The 17,408-nt window shown below is 64.9% G+C and carries 21 protein-coding genes; 15 read left to right on the top strand and 6 right to left on the bottom strand.

Annotated features, from left to right (window positions below):
* The first annotated feature begins 5 nt into the window (after nt 1-5).
* Genes thrC through AB433_RS12150 form a run of 7 tightly spaced genes read left to right on the top strand, consistent with a single transcriptional unit; the run spans nt 6 to nt 4,744 of the window.
* Entirely contained in the window at nt 6-1,412 is a 1,407-nt protein-coding gene (gene thrC / locus AB433_RS12180; protein ID WP_047821288.1) for a threonine synthase, read from the top strand.
* Nucleotides 1,413-1,414: 2 nt separating this feature from the next.
* Nucleotides 1,415-2,314: a class I SAM-dependent methyltransferase gene (locus AB433_RS12175; protein ID WP_047821286.1), complete on the top strand. Its 900-nt coding sequence runs from the start codon at nt 1,415-1,417 to the stop codon at nt 2,312-2,314.
* On the top strand, nt 2,311-2,682 hold the full coding sequence (locus AB433_RS12170) for a dihydroneopterin aldolase (RefSeq protein ID WP_047821284.1): 372 nt from the start codon (nt 2,311-2,313) through the stop codon (nt 2,680-2,682). Before AB433_RS12175 ends, AB433_RS12170 begins: the two co-directional genes overlap by 4 nt.
* Entirely contained in the window at nt 2,682-3,002 is a 321-nt protein-coding gene (locus AB433_RS12165) for a Rossmann fold domain-containing protein (RefSeq protein ID WP_047821281.1), read from the top strand. Before AB433_RS12170 ends, AB433_RS12165 begins: the two co-directional genes overlap by 1 nt.
* 19 nt (nt 3,003-3,021) lie before the next feature.
* Entirely contained in the window at nt 3,022-4,044 is a 1,023-nt protein-coding gene (gene moaA / locus AB433_RS12160; RefSeq protein ID WP_047821279.1) for a GTP 3',8-cyclase MoaA, read from the top strand.
* Nucleotides 4,044-4,286, top strand: a complete 243-nt coding sequence (locus AB433_RS12155; protein ID WP_047821277.1) for a MoaD/ThiS family protein — start codon at nt 4,044-4,046, stop codon at nt 4,284-4,286. Before moaA ends, AB433_RS12155 begins: the two co-directional genes overlap by 1 nt.
* Nucleotides 4,286-4,744 carry a molybdenum cofactor biosynthesis protein MoaE gene (locus AB433_RS12150; protein ID WP_047821275.1) on the top strand — a complete coding sequence of 153 codons (459 nt, stop codon included), beginning with the start codon at nt 4,286-4,288 and terminating at the stop codon, nt 4,742-4,744. The genes AB433_RS12155 and AB433_RS12150 overlap by 1 nt, the downstream gene beginning before the upstream one ends.
* 98 nt (nt 4,745-4,842) lie before the next feature.
* On the opposite strand, the gene AB433_RS12145 is transcribed toward AB433_RS12150, so the two are convergent.
* Nucleotides 4,843-5,358, bottom strand: a complete 516-nt coding sequence (locus tag AB433_RS12145) for a hypothetical protein (RefSeq protein WP_047821272.1) — start codon at nt 5,356-5,358, stop codon at nt 4,843-4,845.
* A gap of 242 nt (nt 5,359-5,600) precedes the next feature.
* Between AB433_RS12145 and rplU the strand changes: the two genes are divergently transcribed.
* The 3 genes from rplU to AB433_RS12130 all read left to right on the top strand — a co-directional run bounded on the left by rplU (nt 5,601) and on the right by AB433_RS12130 (nt 6,814).
* Complete coding sequence (gene rplU, locus AB433_RS12140) at nt 5,601-5,954, top strand: 50S ribosomal protein L21 (protein ID WP_047821270.1); 354 nt, start codon at nt 5,601-5,603, stop codon at nt 5,952-5,954.
* Nucleotides 5,955-5,984: 30 nt separating this feature from the next.
* On the top strand, nt 5,985-6,254 hold the full coding sequence (gene rpmA / locus AB433_RS12135) for a 50S ribosomal protein L27 (RefSeq protein WP_047821268.1): 270 nt from the start codon (nt 5,985-5,987) through the stop codon (nt 6,252-6,254).
* A 209-nt stretch (nt 6,255-6,463) separates the two neighbouring features.
* Nucleotides 6,464-6,814: a hypothetical protein gene (locus AB433_RS12130; protein WP_156170804.1), complete on the top strand. Its 351-nt coding sequence runs from the start codon at nt 6,464-6,466 to the stop codon at nt 6,812-6,814.
* Here the strand turns inward: AB433_RS12130 and AB433_RS12125 are convergent.
* Complete coding sequence (locus AB433_RS12125) at nt 6,811-7,674, bottom strand: metal-dependent hydrolase (protein ID WP_082134914.1); 864 nt, start codon at nt 7,672-7,674, stop codon at nt 6,811-6,813. The genes AB433_RS12130 and AB433_RS12125 overlap by 4 nt on opposite strands.
* 32 nt (nt 7,675-7,706) lie before the next feature.
* On the opposite strand from AB433_RS12125, the gene AB433_RS12120 reads away from it, so the two are divergent.
* On the top strand, nt 7,707-8,312 hold the full coding sequence (locus tag AB433_RS12120; protein ID WP_047821264.1) for a TetR family transcriptional regulator: 606 nt from the start codon (nt 7,707-7,709) through the stop codon (nt 8,310-8,312).
* On the opposite strand, the gene ygfZ is transcribed toward AB433_RS12120, so the two are convergent.
* A complete protein-coding gene (gene ygfZ / locus AB433_RS12115) occupies nt 8,309-9,094 on the bottom strand; it encodes a CAF17-like 4Fe-4S cluster assembly/insertion protein YgfZ (protein ID WP_245626657.1) in 786 nt (261 codons plus the stop codon). The genes AB433_RS12120 and ygfZ overlap by 4 nt on opposite strands.
* A gap of 66 nt (nt 9,095-9,160) precedes the next feature.
* On the opposite strand from ygfZ, the gene AB433_RS12110 reads away from it, so the two are divergent.
* Nucleotides 9,161-10,489: a dihydroorotase gene (locus AB433_RS12110; RefSeq protein WP_047821261.1), complete on the top strand. Its 1,329-nt coding sequence runs from the start codon at nt 9,161-9,163 to the stop codon at nt 10,487-10,489.
* A 12-nt stretch (nt 10,490-10,501) separates the two neighbouring features.
* Here AB433_RS12110 and rarD read toward each other — a convergent pair whose 3' ends face one another.
* The 3 genes from rarD to AB433_RS20945 all read right to left on the bottom strand — a co-directional run bounded on the left by rarD (nt 10,502) and on the right by AB433_RS20945 (nt 14,306).
* A complete protein-coding gene (gene rarD, locus AB433_RS12105) occupies nt 10,502-11,407 on the bottom strand; it encodes an EamA family transporter RarD (protein ID WP_047821259.1) in 906 nt (301 codons plus the stop codon).
* A 9-nt stretch (nt 11,408-11,416) separates the two neighbouring features.
* Nucleotides 11,417-12,823 (bottom strand): succinylglutamate-semialdehyde dehydrogenase, encoded by a 1,407-nt coding sequence (gene astD, locus AB433_RS12100; RefSeq protein WP_047821258.1) that lies wholly within the window; start codon nt 12,821-12,823, stop codon nt 11,417-11,419.
* A 70-nt stretch (nt 12,824-12,893) separates the two neighbouring features.
* The gene (locus AB433_RS20945) at nt 12,894-14,306 is read right to left on the bottom strand and encodes a protein adenylyltransferase SelO family protein (RefSeq protein ID WP_047821256.1); all 1,413 of its coding nucleotides are present in this window, start codon (nt 14,304-14,306) and stop codon (nt 12,894-12,896) included.
* Nucleotides 14,307-14,321: 15 nt separating this feature from the next.
* On the opposite strand from AB433_RS20945, the gene AB433_RS12090 reads away from it, so the two are divergent.
* The 3 genes from AB433_RS12090 (at nt 14,322) to AB433_RS12080 (ending at nt 17,388) form a co-directional block, all read left to right on the top strand.
* Nucleotides 14,322-15,314: an alpha/beta fold hydrolase gene (locus tag AB433_RS12090; RefSeq protein WP_342670046.1), complete on the top strand. Its 993-nt coding sequence runs from the start codon at nt 14,322-14,324 to the stop codon at nt 15,312-15,314.
* Nucleotides 15,315-15,326: 12 nt separating this feature from the next.
* Entirely contained in the window at nt 15,327-16,454 is a 1,128-nt protein-coding gene (locus AB433_RS12085; protein WP_047821254.1) for a glycosyltransferase, read from the top strand.
* Between the two features lie 148 nt (nt 16,455-16,602).
* Nucleotides 16,603-17,388, top strand: coding sequence for a tetratricopeptide repeat protein (locus AB433_RS12080; protein WP_047821252.1), 786 nt, complete (start codon nt 16,603-16,605; stop codon nt 17,386-17,388).
* The last annotated feature ends 20 nt before the right edge of the window (nt 17,389-17,408 follow it).

The following is a 17,408-nucleotide window of genomic DNA, read 5'->3' as shown; positions in this document are numbered from 1 at the left end:
GGGCCATGGACTATGTTTCGACACGGGGTAGCGCACCGGCGCTCGATTTTCGCGGAGTAACGCTGGCTGGGCTGGCGGGCGATGGCGGGCTCTACGTGCCGCGTAGCTGGCCGAGCTTTTCCGCCGACGAGATCGCGGCGATGGCCGGTTTGCCCTATGCCGAACTGGCGGCGAAAGTCATGCAGCCGTTCGTCGGTGCTTCGATTGCGCCGGACCGTCTGCTCGAACTGACGACACAAGCCTACGGCCGTTTCGCGCACAAGGCGGTGACGCCGTTGAAGCAGTTCGATGAGACGCAGTGGCTGCTCGAACTGTTCCACGGCCCGACGCTGGCGTTCAAAGATGTGGCGCTACAATTGCTCGGCCTGTTGTTCGAGGAATTCCTGAAGGACAGCGGCCAGCATCTGACGATCGTCGGTGCGACCAGTGGCGACACCGGCAGCGCCGCGATCGACGCCGTGGCGGGGCGGGATAAGATCGACATCTTCATGCTGCACCCCAAGGGCCGCGTGTCCGATGTGCAGCGCCGCCAGATGACCAGCGTGATCGCGCCGAACGTCCATAATATCGCCGTCAAGGATGCCAGCTTCGACGATGCGCAGGCGATGGTGAAGCGGATGTTTGCGGACACCGCGATGACCGACCGGTTCCGCATCAGCGCGGTGAACTCGATCAACTGGGCCCGCCTGATGGCGCAAGTGGTCTATTACTTCGCCGCCGCCGTGCAACTCGGCGCGCCCGCTCGCAAGGTCGCCTTCAGCGTGCCGACCGGGAACTTCGGCGATGTCTTCGCCGGGTACGTCGCGGCCAAAATGGGCCTGCCGATCGAGAAGCTGGTCGTTGCCACCAACGTCAATGACATCCTGCACCGGGCGCTCTCGACCGGCGACTATTCGGCGCATGGCGTCACGCCGACCGATGCGCCATCGATGGATATTCAGGTGTCGTCGAACTTCGAACGCCTGCTGTTCGATGCGGGCGGGCGCGACGGGATCGCGCTGGCCGACCAGATGCGCGGGTTCGAAGCGTCGAAGGCGATGCAGCTGACCAATGCTCAGCGCGACGGGGCGGCGGCGCTGTTCACTTCGGCCCGCGCCGACGCCGCGCAGACTGCCGACGCGATGCGCTGGGCATGGGACAATTGCGCCGAGGTGATCGATCCGCACACCGCGATCGGCCTGCACGCGGCGCTGAACACGAAATTGCCCGCTGGCGTACCGATGGTGACGCTGGCTACTGCGCATCCCGCCAAGTTCGCTCCGGCGGTTGAGAAGGCCATCGGCGAAACGCCGGCATTGCCGCCGCGCGTGGGCGACTTGTTCGAACGCGAAGAACGCTACGACGAGCTGGACGGCACGTACGAGGCGGTCGCGGCCTATGTCGCGGGACGGGCGACCGAAAGCCCGCTGTAAACATGGCCGCGCTGGTCGAGACCCCGATCCTGCTTACCGGCGAGGGCTGGGACGGATATCGGCTGCTTGACAGCGGTGAAGGGCGCAAGCTGGAGGCCTACGGCCCCTATCGCTTCATCCGTCCCGAACCGCAGGCGATGTGGTCGCCGCGCCTGTCCGACTGGCGTGCTGACGGGGAATTCATTCCCGCCAGCGACGAGGATGGCGGTGGGCGCTGGCATTTCGACAACGCAGTGCCGCGCGAAGGCTGGCCGCTTGGCTGGAACGAGGTGAATTTCACTGCGCAGTGTACGCCATTCCGGCATCTTGGCTTCTTCCCCGACATGGCGCCGGTGTGGAGCTGGATGGATGCGCAGCTTGCCGGGCTGGACGATCCGCAATCGCTCAACCTGTTCGGCTATACCGGCGTCGGCAGTCTCAGCCTCGCCCGCAGAGGCCGGGTGACGCACGTCGATGCCAGCAAGAAATCGGTGGCACAGGCGCGAGAGAATGCTGCGCTGTCCGGTATGGAAGACGCGCCGATCCGCTGGCTGATCGACGATGCGGTCAAGTTCACGGCGCGAGAGGTGCGGCGCGAGCGGCGCTATGACGGCATCATCCTCGACCCGCCGAAATTCGGGCGGGGACCGGGCGGAGAGGTCTGGCGCATCGAAGAGGGGCTGCCCGGCCTGGTCGGTGACTGCCGCCAGTTGCTCGACGGCAACTCGCGCTTCCTTTTCCTGACTGCCTATGCGGTGCGGATGAGCTCGCTCAGCCTCGCGGGCTTGCTCGCCGAAAAGTTCGAGAGTCTGCCGGGCCGGATCGAACACGGCGAACTTGCGGTGCGGGAAGAGGGCGCTAATCCCCGCATCCTGCCCACCGCGATTTTCGCGCGCTGGGTCAACAGTGGAACCGCAGCATGACCGACAGCCTGACTCTTGAGTTCGACGATATGGTCGTCGACGTGCTGACCGGGATCTATTCGGAAGAGACCGGCAAGCCGCAGCCCCTGCGCATTTCCATCGCTGTCGATTACGTTGTGGCCGACCGGTTCGACGCCGATACGCCGCTATCGGCCAGCAAGAACTACATGGACCTGAAGTTCGCCGCGACCGAGGCACTTCCTAAAGGTGTGCATTTCAAGCTGATCGAGGCGGTGGCGGATCACATCTGCGAAACGCTGTTCCTCCAGGACGACAAGGTGCGCCGCGTATCGGTGAAGATCGTGAAGCTGGCCATTGCCGAGGCGGATGAGAAGATCGGCATCACGCTGGTCCGGAACCGCCGCTGATGGCGTGCCGCGTGGTTCAGGTTTGGCTTGGCGGCGCGGATCCGCTGGCCGCGGCCACGCGCTTTCATGTCGAATTCCTGCCAGCGATAGAGGCTGCACTGGGGGACGGCGAATCGGTGACCGTCCGGTTCGACCATGCCGAGGAAAAGCCGCATCGCTGGCGGAAAGAGGCCATCGGCGCATTGGCCCGCAAATATGCGCCACTGCGGGTGAATGCCGTTGCGCCCGCGTCCGGCGCCCACGATGCGAAGATGGAAGCCACCATCGCGTTCCTCTCCGCCAACGAAGGCGTGACAGGGCAATTGCTCATCGCCGGTTGATCTGGCACGATTGCGGCACATGACATCAACACCATCCTTGCTCGTCGACGGTTTTCAGCGCCGCGTCAGCTATCTGCGCCTGTCGGTGACGGATCGCTGCGACTTGCGGTGCCAGTATTGCATGCCCGAGCGGATGCAGTTCCTGCCGCGCGCCGAGGTGCTGACGCTGGAAGAACTGCATCGCATCTCGCTTGCCTTCATAGAGCGCGGCGTGACCAAGATCCGTTTGACCGGCGGCGAACCGTTGGTGCGGCGTGACATGATGGATCTGGTGCGCGCGCTGGGTCGCAAGGTCGGCGCCAACGACGGACAGGGGCATCTGGAAGAACTGACGCTGACCACCAACGGCACGCGGCTGACCGAATTTGCCGACGATTTGCGCGCATCGGGCGTGCGGCGGATCAATGTCTCGCTCGATACGCTGGACCCGGCGCGGTTTGCCGAACTCTCGCGCCGCGACCGGCTGACCGACGTGCTGAACGGGATCGCCGCCGCGAAAGAGGCCGGGCTGAAGGTCAAGATCAACGCCGTCGCGCTGAAGGGTGTGAACGAGGGCGAACTGCCCGACCTGATCGCATGGGCGCATGGCGAAGGGCACGATGTGACCCTGATCGAGGTCATGCCGCTGGGCGAGGTTGATGGCGACCGCATCGACCATTACCTGCCGTTGACCGCCGTGCGCGATGAACTGGAGAAACGCTGGACGCTGACCGCGAATGGGCACACCAGCGGCGGACCTGCGCGTTATGTCGATGTTGCCGAAACCGGCGGGCGGTTGGGTTTCATCACGCCGCTGACCGGGAATTTCTGCGAAGGGTGCAACCGGGTACGCGTGACCGCGACCGGTCAACTCTACGCCTGCCTTGGCGGTCGTGAGCAGGTGGACCTGCGCGCCGCCGTGCGTTCGCCCGATCCCGACACCGCGCTGTCCGCCGCGCTGAACCTGGCGATGGCGATCAAGCCCGAACGCCATCACTTCGCAATTCGCGAAAAGGGTGAGGCCCCCGCGCTGCCGCGCCATATGTCCGTCACGGGCGGCTGATGCTGACGCTATTGTTTCTGGGCCGGCTCGAAGACGTTGCTGGTGAGGAGAGCGTGGCGCTCGACATGGCCGCACCCGCGACTTTGGCCGAGATTGCCGAACGGCTTAAGCCCGAACTTGCGGTGGCGATCTGCGCGCCCGAAGTGCGCGTGGCACTGAATGGCGAACTGGTGGAGCAGGCCGCCTTGCGTGCGGCGAACGGCAACGAACTCGCCTTCCTGCCTCCGGTCAGCGGCGGCTGATGCGCACTGTCCGCCTTGCGTTCGAGGCGTTCGATCCGCACGAGGAACTGCGCCGCTTTTCGCAAGGGCGTGAGGAAGCAGGCGGAATTGTCAGCTTTACCGGCCAAGTCCGGGCAGAGGCGGGCGATCCGGTCGAGGCGCTGGAGCTGCGCCATTTCGGCCCGCTGACCCTGCCGGGGATGGAAAACCTTGCCATGCGGGCAGAGGCGCGCTGGCCGCTGCTTGGTGTGCTGGTGATTCACCGCGTCGGCGTGATGGTGCCGGGCGATCCCATCGTACTGGTCGCTTGTGCCGCGCGGCATCGGCGAGATTCGTTCCAGGCGGCGGATTTCCTGATGGATCACCTGAAGAGCAAGGCCTGGTTCTGGAAGCGGGAGAAGACCGCCGATGGCTGGGCATGGATCGAACCGCGCAGCGTCGATCACGAAGACCTGTCGCGCTGGGCAGACGTACCCTAGAGCGGGTTCCGTCCTGATCGCATCAGATCCGCCGCTCTAAGTTGTGTTTTGCCGCGTTTTCCGATGCATCAGGTGCTCCCACCTGATTAGAAGCCGCACTAGCGGCCGCGGACTTCGGCCAGCACCGCGTCCTCTGCGGCGACCAATCCCGCTACCCGATCGCGCAATTCCAAGATCTGCGGCAGACCCGCCGGAACCCCGGTCTCGGCCTGATCGACCGCGCCGGTGGCTAGCATCGAATCGAGATCGGCCAGCGCGAACATCGTATCGCTACGCGCGGATTCGAGGCTGGATAGTGCGACCTCTGCATCGGACCACGCCAGCGTGCCGGGTTCGGCGCGGGTCGCCTTGGCGCGGGCGATCCTGGCGCGTTCGGTGAAGGTGGCGTGCGATTTAGACGCGGCATCGGCAATCGCAGCAAGGCGACCGGCCAGATCGGCGGGCGGCTGTGCGGGCACTGGTGGCGGCGTCACGTCGGGTTCCGCGGGGGCGGCGCTGCCGCTCATCCGCTCCGCATCGCGAATCGCCAGCGACGGATAGCGCGATGTGTCGGAAGCGCAGGCCGATAGAGCGAATAACGCGGCGGGGGCGATCAGGGCTTGGATGCGAACCATCTATCCCGCATAGCAGCTTGCATTCGTGCTGCCAGCACCCACTTTGCGTGTCGCGCGTGATCGGCCCGCATTGGGCAATCGCGCGTTGACAGCGCGGGGCTTCTCGATTAACGGGCAGCGCTCCATTCGACATGGGTGCGTTTTCGCGCCCTGTCGGGATAATCGTCCGCAGATCGGCACGGATACAACATCGGCGCAACGTCGTCGGGTCGTGGCATCGCGGCAGAACAGACAGGTGAACAATGTTCGCAATCGTGCGCACGGGCGGCAAGCAGTATCGCGTTGCCGAAGGAGACAAGATCGCGGTCGAGAAGCTGGCGGGTGAAGCCGGCGACACGATCACGCTGGGCGACATCCTGCTTGCCGGAGAAGGCGACAAGCTGGAAGACGCCAGCAAGGTTACGGTTTCGGCCGAGATCATCGCCCAGGCGAAGTCGGAAAAGGTGATCGTTTTCAAAAAGCGCCGCCGCCACAACTATCGTCGCAAGAACGGCCACCGCCAGCAGATGACCCTGCTGCGCATCACTTCGGTCGGAGCAGCCAAGAAGGCCGCGCCGAAGAAGAAGGCCGAAGACAAGACGGAAGACGCGGCCTGAGCCGCCTGAGCAGATTCGGAGTAGAAGACCATGGCACATAAAAAAGCAGGCGGTTCGTCGCGCAACGGTCGCGATTCGATCGGCCGCCGCCTTGGCGTAAAGAAGTTCGGTGGCGAAGCGGTCATCGGTGGCAACATCCTCGTCCGCCAGCGCGGCACGAAGTTCTATCCGGGCAGCAACGTCGGCATTGGCCGCGATCACACGCTGTTCGCGCTGACCGACGGTCGCGTGCGCTTTCACGACGGCAAGCTTGGCCGCAAGTTCGTGTCGGTAGACGCGATGGCGGAAGCCGCGGAATAACGGACGGTCGATACAGGGCCGTCCCGATGGGATGGCCCCGCCGGTCCTTCTGACCGGCCAGAAAGGGAGAGGGGCCACAGCCCGTCTCCCTTTTTCATTTGCTCTCCCGCAATTGGCAGAATCCGGGGCGGAATAATTCGGACCGGGCCTGCCACGAACCTGCAACGCTTTCGTGCCATAGGGTGCGGCGGTGCGCCAAGGAGAGTGACGTGTTCATTCGTAGCGAGAACCTGTTCGTCCGCCCCGCATGGCCCGAAGACCGGGCCACGCTGGCGCGACTGGCCGTGCCGTCGCGGCACGATCCTCTGCGGGCGAGCGATAGCCCAGTCGGCGGGCTGGTCGTGACTATGCCTGGTGTGAGGGGGCCTGATGCACATGGTGCGAAGGTGATCGGCACGGCGGGATTCGAGGCCGCGCGCCATGAGTGGCAGCCGCGCCTGTGGCTGGCACCGTCGTGGCGGCATCTTGGTCTGTTTGCAGAGGCGGAGGATTCGCTGGCGCTACTGGCTGCGCAATTGCCGCCGCCAAATGCGCTTCCGCCGGTGCTGGTCGCCGCCTAGTCCGACGCCTGTTCGATCAGGGCGCTGTCGTCACGATTCCACGGGTGGAAACCCGGCAGGAAATAGGCGAGCCAGTGCGGTACGATCTTGCGCAGCGGGCCGGGTGACAACCAGACGTAGCGCAACACGCCCCGGTGCGCGCGCCAGCCGGTGATCCCGTCTTGCCGCAGCAACTCGATCGCGCCGCGATAGCGCAGCGTCACGAATTTGCGCGATGCGATGAGCATGGTGATTGCCTTGATCCGCCAGCGTTTGCCGCGCGGCCAGTCGCGCGTCGCGTGCAACCACGTGTCATAGGCGACGGCCTTATGTTCGATCTCTTCGGTCGAATGCCAGCGCCACAAGGCGGTCATTTCCGGATCGGCCCCGGCCAGTTGGCGCGGATCGCTCAGCAGGACATGTGCGAACATGGCGGTAAAATGTTCGAGCGCCATCGTCGCGGCAAGGTTGGCGATGGGCGGCCTGTCGCGCGCTTCGGCCAGTACTTCGGCAACGACGGAGTCGAGGTGGGCCAATTGGTATCCGGCAGCCGACACCGCCCGATTGAAGGCCAGATGCTCTCGGCTGTGGTTGACTTCCTGCCCCGCAAAAGCGCGAATCTGGGCCGCTAGCTGATCCGGCGCATCGTCGCGAAAGGCACGGACCGATTCGATGAAGAATGCCTCGCCGCGCGGAAAGCTTATCGATAGCGAATTGAAGATCGCTGTCGCATAAGGGTCATTATTCAACCACCAGCGACGCGTTGTTTTTGTTCGATCAAAGCGCCTGTCACGCACGATAAGCTTTGGGCGTGCAGCATTCGCGCATGCAGCATTTCGCGCAGCAAGTAGCGGCGACCGTTTGATTGTGCTACGCAACATCGCAAATATGAGGGTGGAGTTAACTGACAGGTATGTCAACAAGGAAGCGTCTCAACCCGGAAGACAGCCGCCGCGTCGCGTTGGCCGCCGCGCGTGAACTGCTGATCGAAAGCGGCCCGCAGGCGGTGACTTTGAAGGCCGTGGCGGCGCGAATGGGGCGTACACATTCCAACGTCCTACACCATTTCGGCAGCGCTGCGGGATTGCAAAAGGCGCTGGCCGGGCATCTGGGCTCCACCATCTGCGAAACCATTGGCGAGGCGGTTCAGGCGCGCCGTGCCGGGCTTGGCAGTGCACGCGATGTCGTCGATCTGGTGTTCGACGCCTTTGGCAAGGAAGGCGCGGGGGCGCTGGCCAGCTGGATGACCCTGTCGGGCAACGAAGACGCGCTCGACCCGATTTTCGAAGCGATCCACGATCTGGTCGACAAGATCGGGCCGGAGGGTGAGGATTGGCAACGCGTGCGCGAGGCGACGATGTCGTTGGTCTTGCAGGCGCTGGGCGATGCGATGATCGGCGGGGCGCTGGCCCAGTCGCTCGACTTCCGCCGCGAACATGTGCGCGAGATGGCGTCGCGCCAATTGCGCGACCTCTTGCCCCGAAATGAGCAAGCGAAAGAGGAAGCGTCCGTCCGTTAGTCCTGCGGCTGGCCTACGGGGCCGAGCCATGCGGGAAACAGCGATGGATCGGCATCGGCGATGCGCAGATGGTCGACCGCGACGTCCAGATCGGGATAGGCGACCTGTTGCCGCGCCGGATCGGACTTTGACAATGGCACGACTGCCAGCCGCCGGTTCACCTTCTGGCGCCAGTTCATCCGGGCGGTGTTTTCCTGCCCGATGAAGCAGCCCTTCTTGAAGCTGACGCCGTGCAGTTCGACGGCGTTGCATTCGAGCCAGAGCAGCTTGTCGAAACCCAGTTCCTCGCGCCCCTCAGGCACGCCCAGTTCGAGCCGATGTGCGCGATAGGCGGCGTCGGCGCAGTCTGCTTCGTCGGAGGGAACGACCGCCGCCAGCCATCGCTGGCCGATGGCCGCAAGGCGCGGATCGTCGGAGCCGCCGTCGCCACGATGACCGTGCCAGTGGACCGCAACCGACGGGTCGACCGCAATCTGGATCGGGCGGCGCAGGCGATAAAGCGACAGCTTTCGGACCAGTTCATCGGCATGGGCGGCTTCGCAATCGATCAGCATCGCGTCTTGCGCGGGCCAGACGAAGAAATCGAACAGCGCCTTGCCCTGTGGGCTGAGCAATGCGGACCAGACCGGAAGGATGCCGGTGACATCGTTGGTGACAAGGCCCTGCAGGAACGCCGCGACGTCTTCCCCGCCACCGCCTTCCGCGCCCGAAAGCCGGATCACCGCCCTGTCGCAAAGGCGCGATGCATTGCCGGTTTCATTCATATCCGATCCGTTTCCCATTTCCGTTTCATAAAGCCCTGTCGGACCCCTTTGCCAAACCGGGCCTTGCCGCGTAGAGCATGCGCCATGACCGAAACGCCCATCACCCCCGAGTGGGTCCTGAGCGGTGGCACCGTCCACACGCCGTCAGGTTCCGTGCAAGCCGATGTCGCCGTGGCCAATGGCCGTATTGTGGGAGTTGGGCATTATCCCGGTATTCGCAAGGTGGACGTGACCGGGCTGGACGTATTGCCGGGCGTGATCGACAGCCAGGTTCACTTTCGCGAACCGGGTCTGGAGCACAAGGAAGACCTTGAAAGCGGCAGCCGCGCGGCGGTGCTGGGCGGGATTACCGCCGTGTTCGAGATGCCGAACACCAATCCGAATACCGACACCGCAGATCGCGTGCATGACAAGCTGAAGCGCGCGCATCACCGAATGTGGTGCGATCATGCGTTCTACGTCGGCGCGACGGCGGAAAATGCCGAAAACCTTGCCGAGCTGGAGCGTATTCCCGGCACCGCTGGCGTGAAGATATTCATGGGGGCCAGTACCGGCAGCCTGCTGGTTGCAGAGGACGAGAAACTTGCCCGCGTGCTGGCTTCGGGCCGCCGCCGCGTGGCCATCCATGCCGAGGACGAGGAGCGGATGAACGCGCGCAAGGACCTGCGCGTAGAGAACGATCCGTCGAGCCATCCGGTGTGGCGCGACGACGAATCCGCCATGCTCGCCACCCGCCGCATCCTGCGTCTTGCGCGAGAGGCGAAGCGGCCGATCCATATTCTGCACGTGACCACACCGGCAGAGCTGGAGGTCATTTCGCAGCACCGCGATGTAGCGACCTGCGAAGTTACGCCGCAGCACCTGACCCTGAACGCAGAGGACGCCTATCCGCGTCTTGGCTCTCACGCGCAGATGAACCCGCCGATCCGCAGCAAGGCGCACGTCGACGGGCTGTGGCACTGGCTGCAGCAGGGTGTGCCCGACGTGATCGGATCGGACCATGCGCCGCACACGGCGGAGGAAAAGGCCAAGCCCTATCCGAACAGCCCCAGCGGAATGCCGGGCGTGCAGACTTTGTTGCCGCTGATGCTGAACCACGTGCTGGAAGGGCGTATGACGCTGGAGCGGCTGATCGACATGACCAGTTCTGGCGTGCAGCGCATTTTCGGGCTGGTCGGCAAAGGGCGCATCGCTGCCGGATACGACGCCGATTTCACCATCGTCGATCGCAAGGGCAATTTCACCGTTACCGATGAATGGCTCGCCTCGCGCTGCGGCTGGTCGCCATTCACGGGCATGGAACTGAAGGGTCGGGTCGTGGGCACGATCATTCGCGGACACACCGCGATGTGGGACGGGCAGCTTGGCGAAGCGGCGCAAGGCGAACCCTTGCGCTTTGCGGGCGCGCTTTAGACCGGATCGGGCCTAGATCGGATCCACCGGGCGCCGCTTGCGCCCGCGCGCAACGATATCGACGCAGAACAGCACGACTGCCGTCCAGATCAGGACGAAGCAGAACAGTTGCGCCGCCTTGAGCTCTTCGCCAAACCAGAACAGGCCGAGCAGGAAGACCATCGACGGCGCAAGGAACTGCACGAAGCCCAGCGCCGAATAGGTCATCCGCCGCGCCGCCACCGCGAACAGCAGCAGCGGCACCGCCGTCATCCCGCCCGCGCCGATCAGCAGAAGCGACACATTCAGGCTATACCCGAAATCCGCCGGGCCTTCGGGCACGATCAGCAAGAGCAAGGCGGCGGGGATGGCCAGCAACAGCGCCTCAACCGTCAAACCGGGCAAGGAATCGACCGCGACCTTTTTGCGCACCAAGCCGTAGAGCGCGAAGGACAGTGGCAGCGTCAGGCTGATCGCAAGGCTTGCCGTAGCCTCCACCACCAGCACCGCGATCCCGGCGGCGGCCACCGCAACGGCAATCCACTGCAACCGCGAGAGGCGCTCTTTCAGGAAAACCGTGCCGAGCAGCACATTAACCAGCGGGTTGATGTAATAACCAAGGCTGGCCGCATAGAAATGCCCGGCCTGCACTGCGACGATGTAGACGACCCAGTTGATCGAGATCAGCACCGCGCTGACCAACAGCATGAACACCGCCCGTCGATCGCGCAATGCCGTCGTAACGCTGCCCAGTTTGCGCATCGCGACCAGCACGACGAAGCAGATCGGCACCGTCCACAGCACGCGCCACGCCACCAGCCGATACGGGTTCACCGCGTTCAGCAGGACCAGATAGAGCGGCAGCACGCCCCACAGGAAATAGGCACCCAGTGCAAAGGGCAATCCGCCCCGGTGCGGGGCGCTGGCGGTTTGGGTCATTGGGTCGGGTCAGTCTTTCAGGCCGGTGGCGATCGTCGCTTCGGGTTCGTCGCCCTCTGCCGATGCAACCGGATAGGCGCAATAGTCAGCAGCATAGAACGCACCGGGCCGGTGATTGCCCGACAGGCCGGTGCCCCCGAACGGAGCGGCGGACGACGCGCCATTGGTGGGCCGGTTGCGATTGACGATCCCGGCCCGCGATTCGCGCCAGAAGCGCTGCCATTCGTCCTCCGTCCCGCCGACGAACGATGCGGAAAGGCCATAGTCGGTGTCGTTGGCAGCCGCGATCGCAGTGTCGAGATCGGACACGCGGGTCAGTTGCAGGAGGGGTCCGAACAGTTCGCGGTCGGGCAGGTCGGCCAGGCCAGTGACCTCGACGATGGCGGGCGTCAGGAAAGGCAGTGTCGGATCGGGCTGTTTCAGTGGGCGCAAAACTGTCGCGCCCTTTTCCAGCAGTTGCGCATAGCCCCGCTCCAGCCCGTCGGCGGCGTCGTTGTCGATCACCGGACCCATGTAGGGCTGCGGATCGTCGAATGGTGCGCCCACGCGGATTCGGTCGATCAGGGGGAGCAGTTCGGCCAGCAGCGCATCGGCCACGCTATGCTTCACGATCAACCGCCGCGCGGCGGTGCAGCGTTGCCCGGCGGTGGTGTAGGCGGATTGCACGACGATGGCGGCGGCGTCGGCCATGCGGGGCGTGTCCCAGATCACCAGCGGGTTGTTACCGCCCATTTCCAGTGCGCAGATCACGCCGGGACGCTCGGCCAGAGCCTTTCCGATGGCGACGCCGGTCGTCGACGATCCGGTGAACAGCACGCCGTCGATCCGGGGATCGGATGTCAGCGCGCGCCCTTCGTTCACGGCGCCGATCAGGCACTGCACGACGTCCTTGGGCATGCCTGCCTGATGGTATAGCGCCACCAGCGCCTCGCCCACGGCAGGTGTCTTTTCCGACGGTTTGAATACGCAGACATTGCCCGCCAGCAGTGCCGGGACCATGTGCCCGTTCGGCAAGTGCGCCGGGAAGTTATAGGGACCGAGCACCGCCATCACACCATGCGGCTTGTGGCGCAGCGCGCTGCGTCCGCCGGGGGCATCGTCGACGCGTTCTCCGGTGCGTTCGCCATGGGCGCGGATCGAAATCGCGACCTTGCCCGCGACGGCGGCGACTTCGGTTTTCGCTTCCCACAACGGCTTGCCGGTTTCGCGTGCGATAAGCGTGGCTAGATTATCGCCCTGTTCCTTCACCAGTTCGGCGAACCGTTCGAGCAGCGCTGCACGTTCCGCCAGGGGACGGGCGGCCCATGCGGGAAAGGCGGCGCGGGCACGGCTCAGCGCGGCATCGACATCGCCATGTTCGCCGCGCCAGAATTCGGCGCCGGTCGCGGGTTCGCGGGAGATCAGCATTTCGGCCATGTCCGGCCCTTCCTCTTGTCAAGACGGTCTGACACCGATCTAGGCGCGATCGGTTGCAATTGAAACCGCCTCAGGCCGGATGACCGGCGGGAATCGGGGCTGGGCCATGCGCCTCTCCCATGCGGCGCAGGGCGGCGACCTTGGCGTTCAGCGGCGACCAGTCGTCATCGCGATCGATCGCGGCCCAGATCGCCTCGACCTCTTCGATCAGCATCGATTGTGGTTCCGAGTCGGACCAATAGGCGTGGCCGTTGTCGGGCCATGGGCAATCGGCGACCAGCTCGGCAAAGGCGTCGGTCGCTTTACCGGCGGGCAGTGTGCCGGTCCGCGCGGCAAAGAAGAGCGCGTCGGGTTGCATCTCGCTTTGCGACAGGGCCTCCTCGGCCGGACCGACCAGCGCCTCGGCCTGCTCGGTACTGGCCCTGGTACATCCCAGTCGCCACGCGAACCGCCGTGCGACGTTCGCGGTGAACAGGTCCGGAAATCGCTCCAGCGCGGCGACCAGCGGCGGTGCCTCGCAGATCGGGCGTAGCGCAATCGCCAGTTGTGCGCAGTTCCAGTGGATCGCCTCTGCCTGTCGGCCGAACGCGTAGAGGCCCGAATGATCGAAATAGGCGGCGGTGAAACCCGGTTGCCAACTGGGTAGCCAGCGCCACGGGCCATAATCGAAACTCTCGCCCGACACGTTCATGTTGTCGGTGTTGAGCACGCCATGCACGAATCCCGCAGATACGTAAGACGCGGCAAGGTCAGCCATCCGCTCGACCACCAGATGCAGCAACCGCACCGGCGGCAGGTCGCGTTCGGGCGCGTCTTCGGGCGGCGGCGGGCCGGGATATTGCGCCAGCGCATAGCCGACCAAGGCGGCAAGGTTCTCGGTCTCGCCCAGCGCAGCCAGCCGCTGAAAGCTGCCGATGCGGATATGCCCGTGGCTCAGGCGGACCATCACGGCAGAGCGGGTCGGCGAAGGCTCGTCATTGCGGTCCAGTTGTTCGCCGGTCTCGATGACCGAGAAGGTCTTCGAGGTGTTGACGCCCAGCGCCTCCAGCATCTCGGTGGCCAGAATCTCGCGAACCGCGCCTTTCAGCGTAAGCCGTCCGTCGCCGAACCGGCTGTACGGCGTTTGTCCCGAACCCTTGGTGCCAAGGTCCAGCAGGCGATCCGCCCCGTCGCGCATCTGGGCGAACAGAAACCCGCGCCCGTCGCCGATGTCGGGGTTGTAATTGCGAAACTGGTGCCCGTGATAGCGCAGCGCCAGCGGCTGGGGCAGGTTTTCGGGCAACGCCTGAAACCGTCCGAAATGGCCGATCCATTCGGTTTCGCTCATTTCGTCCAGCCCGACCGCCTTGTCCCATCGGTCGTTGCGGAAACGGAGGATCGTCTGCGGGAAATCGGCCGCCGCGACCGGATCGGCGATCCAATCGGCAATCCGTTCGATCGGCGTGTCGGGCCGGTAGGGGGAAGGTTGCGGTTCGCCGCGCATCTGGCGATAGTGGGGATGCGACGCGCGCGGTGCAAGCCGCGATCGGTTTCAGGGGGCAAGACGACGATGAATGCGAACCCGGCTGTTGCCGGACAGACCATGATTGGGCAGGATTGGCACGACCGTAGCTGGCAAAGCGAGGACGGGCTGAGCCTGCACTATCGTGACTATTCCGGGCCGGATGGGGCGGACCTGCTGCCGGTGATCTGCATACCCGGGCTTACTCGCAATGCCCGCGATTTCGCTGGGCTTGCCTCTCACCTGTCGCAGCATCGCCGCGTGATCTGCGTCGATCTGCGCGGACGGGGCGATAGCGATTTCGCCAAGGATGCCGCGACCTATCAGCCGCTGCAATACGCGCAGGACGTGATCGCGCTGATGGATCAGGCGGGGCTGGACCGCGCGGCCTTTATCGGCAGTTCGCTGGGCGGGTTGGTGACGATGACTATCGCCATGTCGCGCCCCGCGCTGATCGCCGGGGCGGTGTTGAACGATGTCGGCCCGAAGATCGAGAAGGCGGGGCTGGAGCGGATCGCCGATTATGTCGGGCAACAGCGCAGCTTTCCCACGTGGATGCATGCGGCGCGTTCGCTTCAGGAAAATCACGGGGCGATCCATCCTGACTGGGGCGTGATCGACTGGCTGGCAGAGGCCAAGCGCGTGATGGTGCTGGGCAACAACGGGCGCATCACGTTCGATTACGACATGCGCATCGGCGAAGGCTTCGCCGATGCCGTGGACGAGGCGGCGGGGCTGGACCTGTGGCCCGCGTTCGAGACGATGGCGCGCTATCCGCTGGTGGTCGTGCGCGGGGAGAATTCCGACATTCTGTCCGACACGGTAGCGCGCGAAATGCAGGGCCGGATGTCGAACATCGAGCTTGTGACCGTACCCGGCACCGGCCACCTGCCGACACTGGCCGAGCCGGAGGTGATGCAGGCGATAGAGCACCTGTTGAACGAACGGCTGATCGAGCAACCGCTTTCCAGTGGCCGCGCGGGCGGCTAAGGCCCGGCCGCAATGGCTGGCAATACGAAAGCAAAGGCGAAAAAGCCGATCCGCGTCCACCGCGTGCGCAAGGTGCTGCACATCGGCATCGATCTCGATCGCGCGCCGTGGAGCGGGACCCTGGTCCGCGCGCTGCCCGACAATGTCGAGAACCATGGCACGCATGCCGATGACGGCACGGCTTCGTTTCTGCAACTCCACCGCCCGCAATTCCCGCCGCTGACGCCGCGCGCCGGTCCCGGCCCGATGAACCGGATGGCGCGGGTGATGAAGGGCTATGAACTGGTCGTTACCCATGGCGACCATGCTTTTCCCGCGACGATGGGGCACACGCTGTTCGGGCAGGGGCTGAAGCTGCCGCCGCTGGTGCACTATCACGATGGTTATGGCGAAGTGCCCGCCGGGTGGTGGGCGCGCTTTCGGCATAAGCTGGGCATGGCGCGCACGCCGGTGGTGGTTGCGCCGACGCAGGCCGCGGCGCGGTCCATCGCCAACGACTGGCAGGTGAAGGGCGCGAACCTGCATATTCTGCCGCCGCTGTTCCCGCCTGCGCCCAAATCCGCGCCCAAACCCGACGCGATCCCGCGCATGATGAAGCGCAAGGGCGAAAAGTGGATCGGGATGCGCGCCGCCGATGCGCTGACCCTGGCCGACGACCTGTTGCCCGCAATCGCCCGATTGGAGAGCGATTGGCACCTGGTTGCAGTCGGCCCCGCCGAGCAAACCGATGCCCTGATGAAGCGCGTAGAGGCCGAGGGCTTCGAGGATCGCCTCCACGTCACCGCTCGTCTGCATGGGCCGGGGGTGGTCGCGGGGTTGTTCGATCTTGCCGTGCTGGACGCGCGCGACGGGCGCGTCCCGCCCGACCTGCCCGCGGTGATGGCGGCAGGCGTGCCGCTGGTTGCGGTGGGGTCGGCGGGACTGGCCGAATTGATGCCGCGGGAAAATGCCGATTGGCGGATCGATCCCGATGCGCTGGGAACGCTCGGTCCGTGGGTCGACAGGGTTACCTTGAAGCCCGCGCTGTTGGAGGCGGCGGGCACTGCCAACGCCGCCTTCGCCGCCGCGCGCAGCGATCCGGGAGAGCATCTGACTTTGCTCGCCGGGGCCATCGGGCGCGATTCGCTGAGCGACCGCTAAACCGATGTTTCATCCACGGTTCACCGGCGTTCTGCTTGATCGGCGGTGGATGGCCGCGTGCAATAGCGGTTTGGCCGTTGAAATGGGGCAATTCCGCCCCTAAACCGCCTTCGTTTCTTCAGCTTGTTTCAGCCGGAAAGGCCGTTCCTTGGCGCTTCGCCCCACCAATCCCGCAAATCCCGCCGACAAATCCGCCCAGCAGGAAGCTGCCCGGCAAGACGTTTTCATGCGCGAAGTCGACGAGGCGGTTCGTCAGGACGAGATGCGCGGTGCCGCGAAGCGGTTCGGCATTCCCGTCGCGATCCTGTTGGTGCTGGGCCTTGGCGGGCTGGGCGGATATCTGTGGTGGGATGCCGACCGTACGGGCAAGGCAGAGGATCAGGCCGTCGAAATGACGCTGGCGCTCGACAGGCTGGAGGCGAACCAGCCCGATGCCGCGCGCGAAAAGTTCGCGCCGCTGACCGATAGCGAAATCGCGGGTTTCCGCGTTCCGGCAAAGCTGCTGGAAGCTGGTATCGCGCAGGGGCAGGACAAGCCCGAGGATGCGGCCAAGCTTTATCAGGAAGTTATCGACGATGCCGATGCGCCGCAGCCGATGCGCGATCTGGCGACGTTGCGGCTGGTCTCGCTGCAATACGATACCATGAAGCCTGCCGATGTGATCGCCAAGCTGAAGCCTCTGGCCGCGCCTGGTGGTCCGTTCTTTGCCAGCGCGGCAGAGATGGTGGCGATGGCCTATATCGAACAGGGCAAGCCGGAACTGGCCGGGCCCTTGTTTGCCGAAATTTCGCGCGATGAGAACGCGCCCGACACGTTGCGCGCCCGCGCCCGCCAGATCGCGGGCCTGATGGGCACCGACGCGATCGACGATGTCGACGAAATCATGGAACAGATCCGCCGCAACAGCGCTGCCCGTCAGCAGCCGGGCGGATGAGAGGGAGCTTGATGAAGAGC

The organism is Croceicoccus naphthovorans, from assembly GCF_001028705.1.
GTDB classification, from domain to species: domain Bacteria; phylum Pseudomonadota; class Alphaproteobacteria; order Sphingomonadales; family Sphingomonadaceae; genus Croceicoccus; species Croceicoccus naphthovorans.
This window is presented reverse-complemented; position numbering and strand designations above follow the sequence as displayed.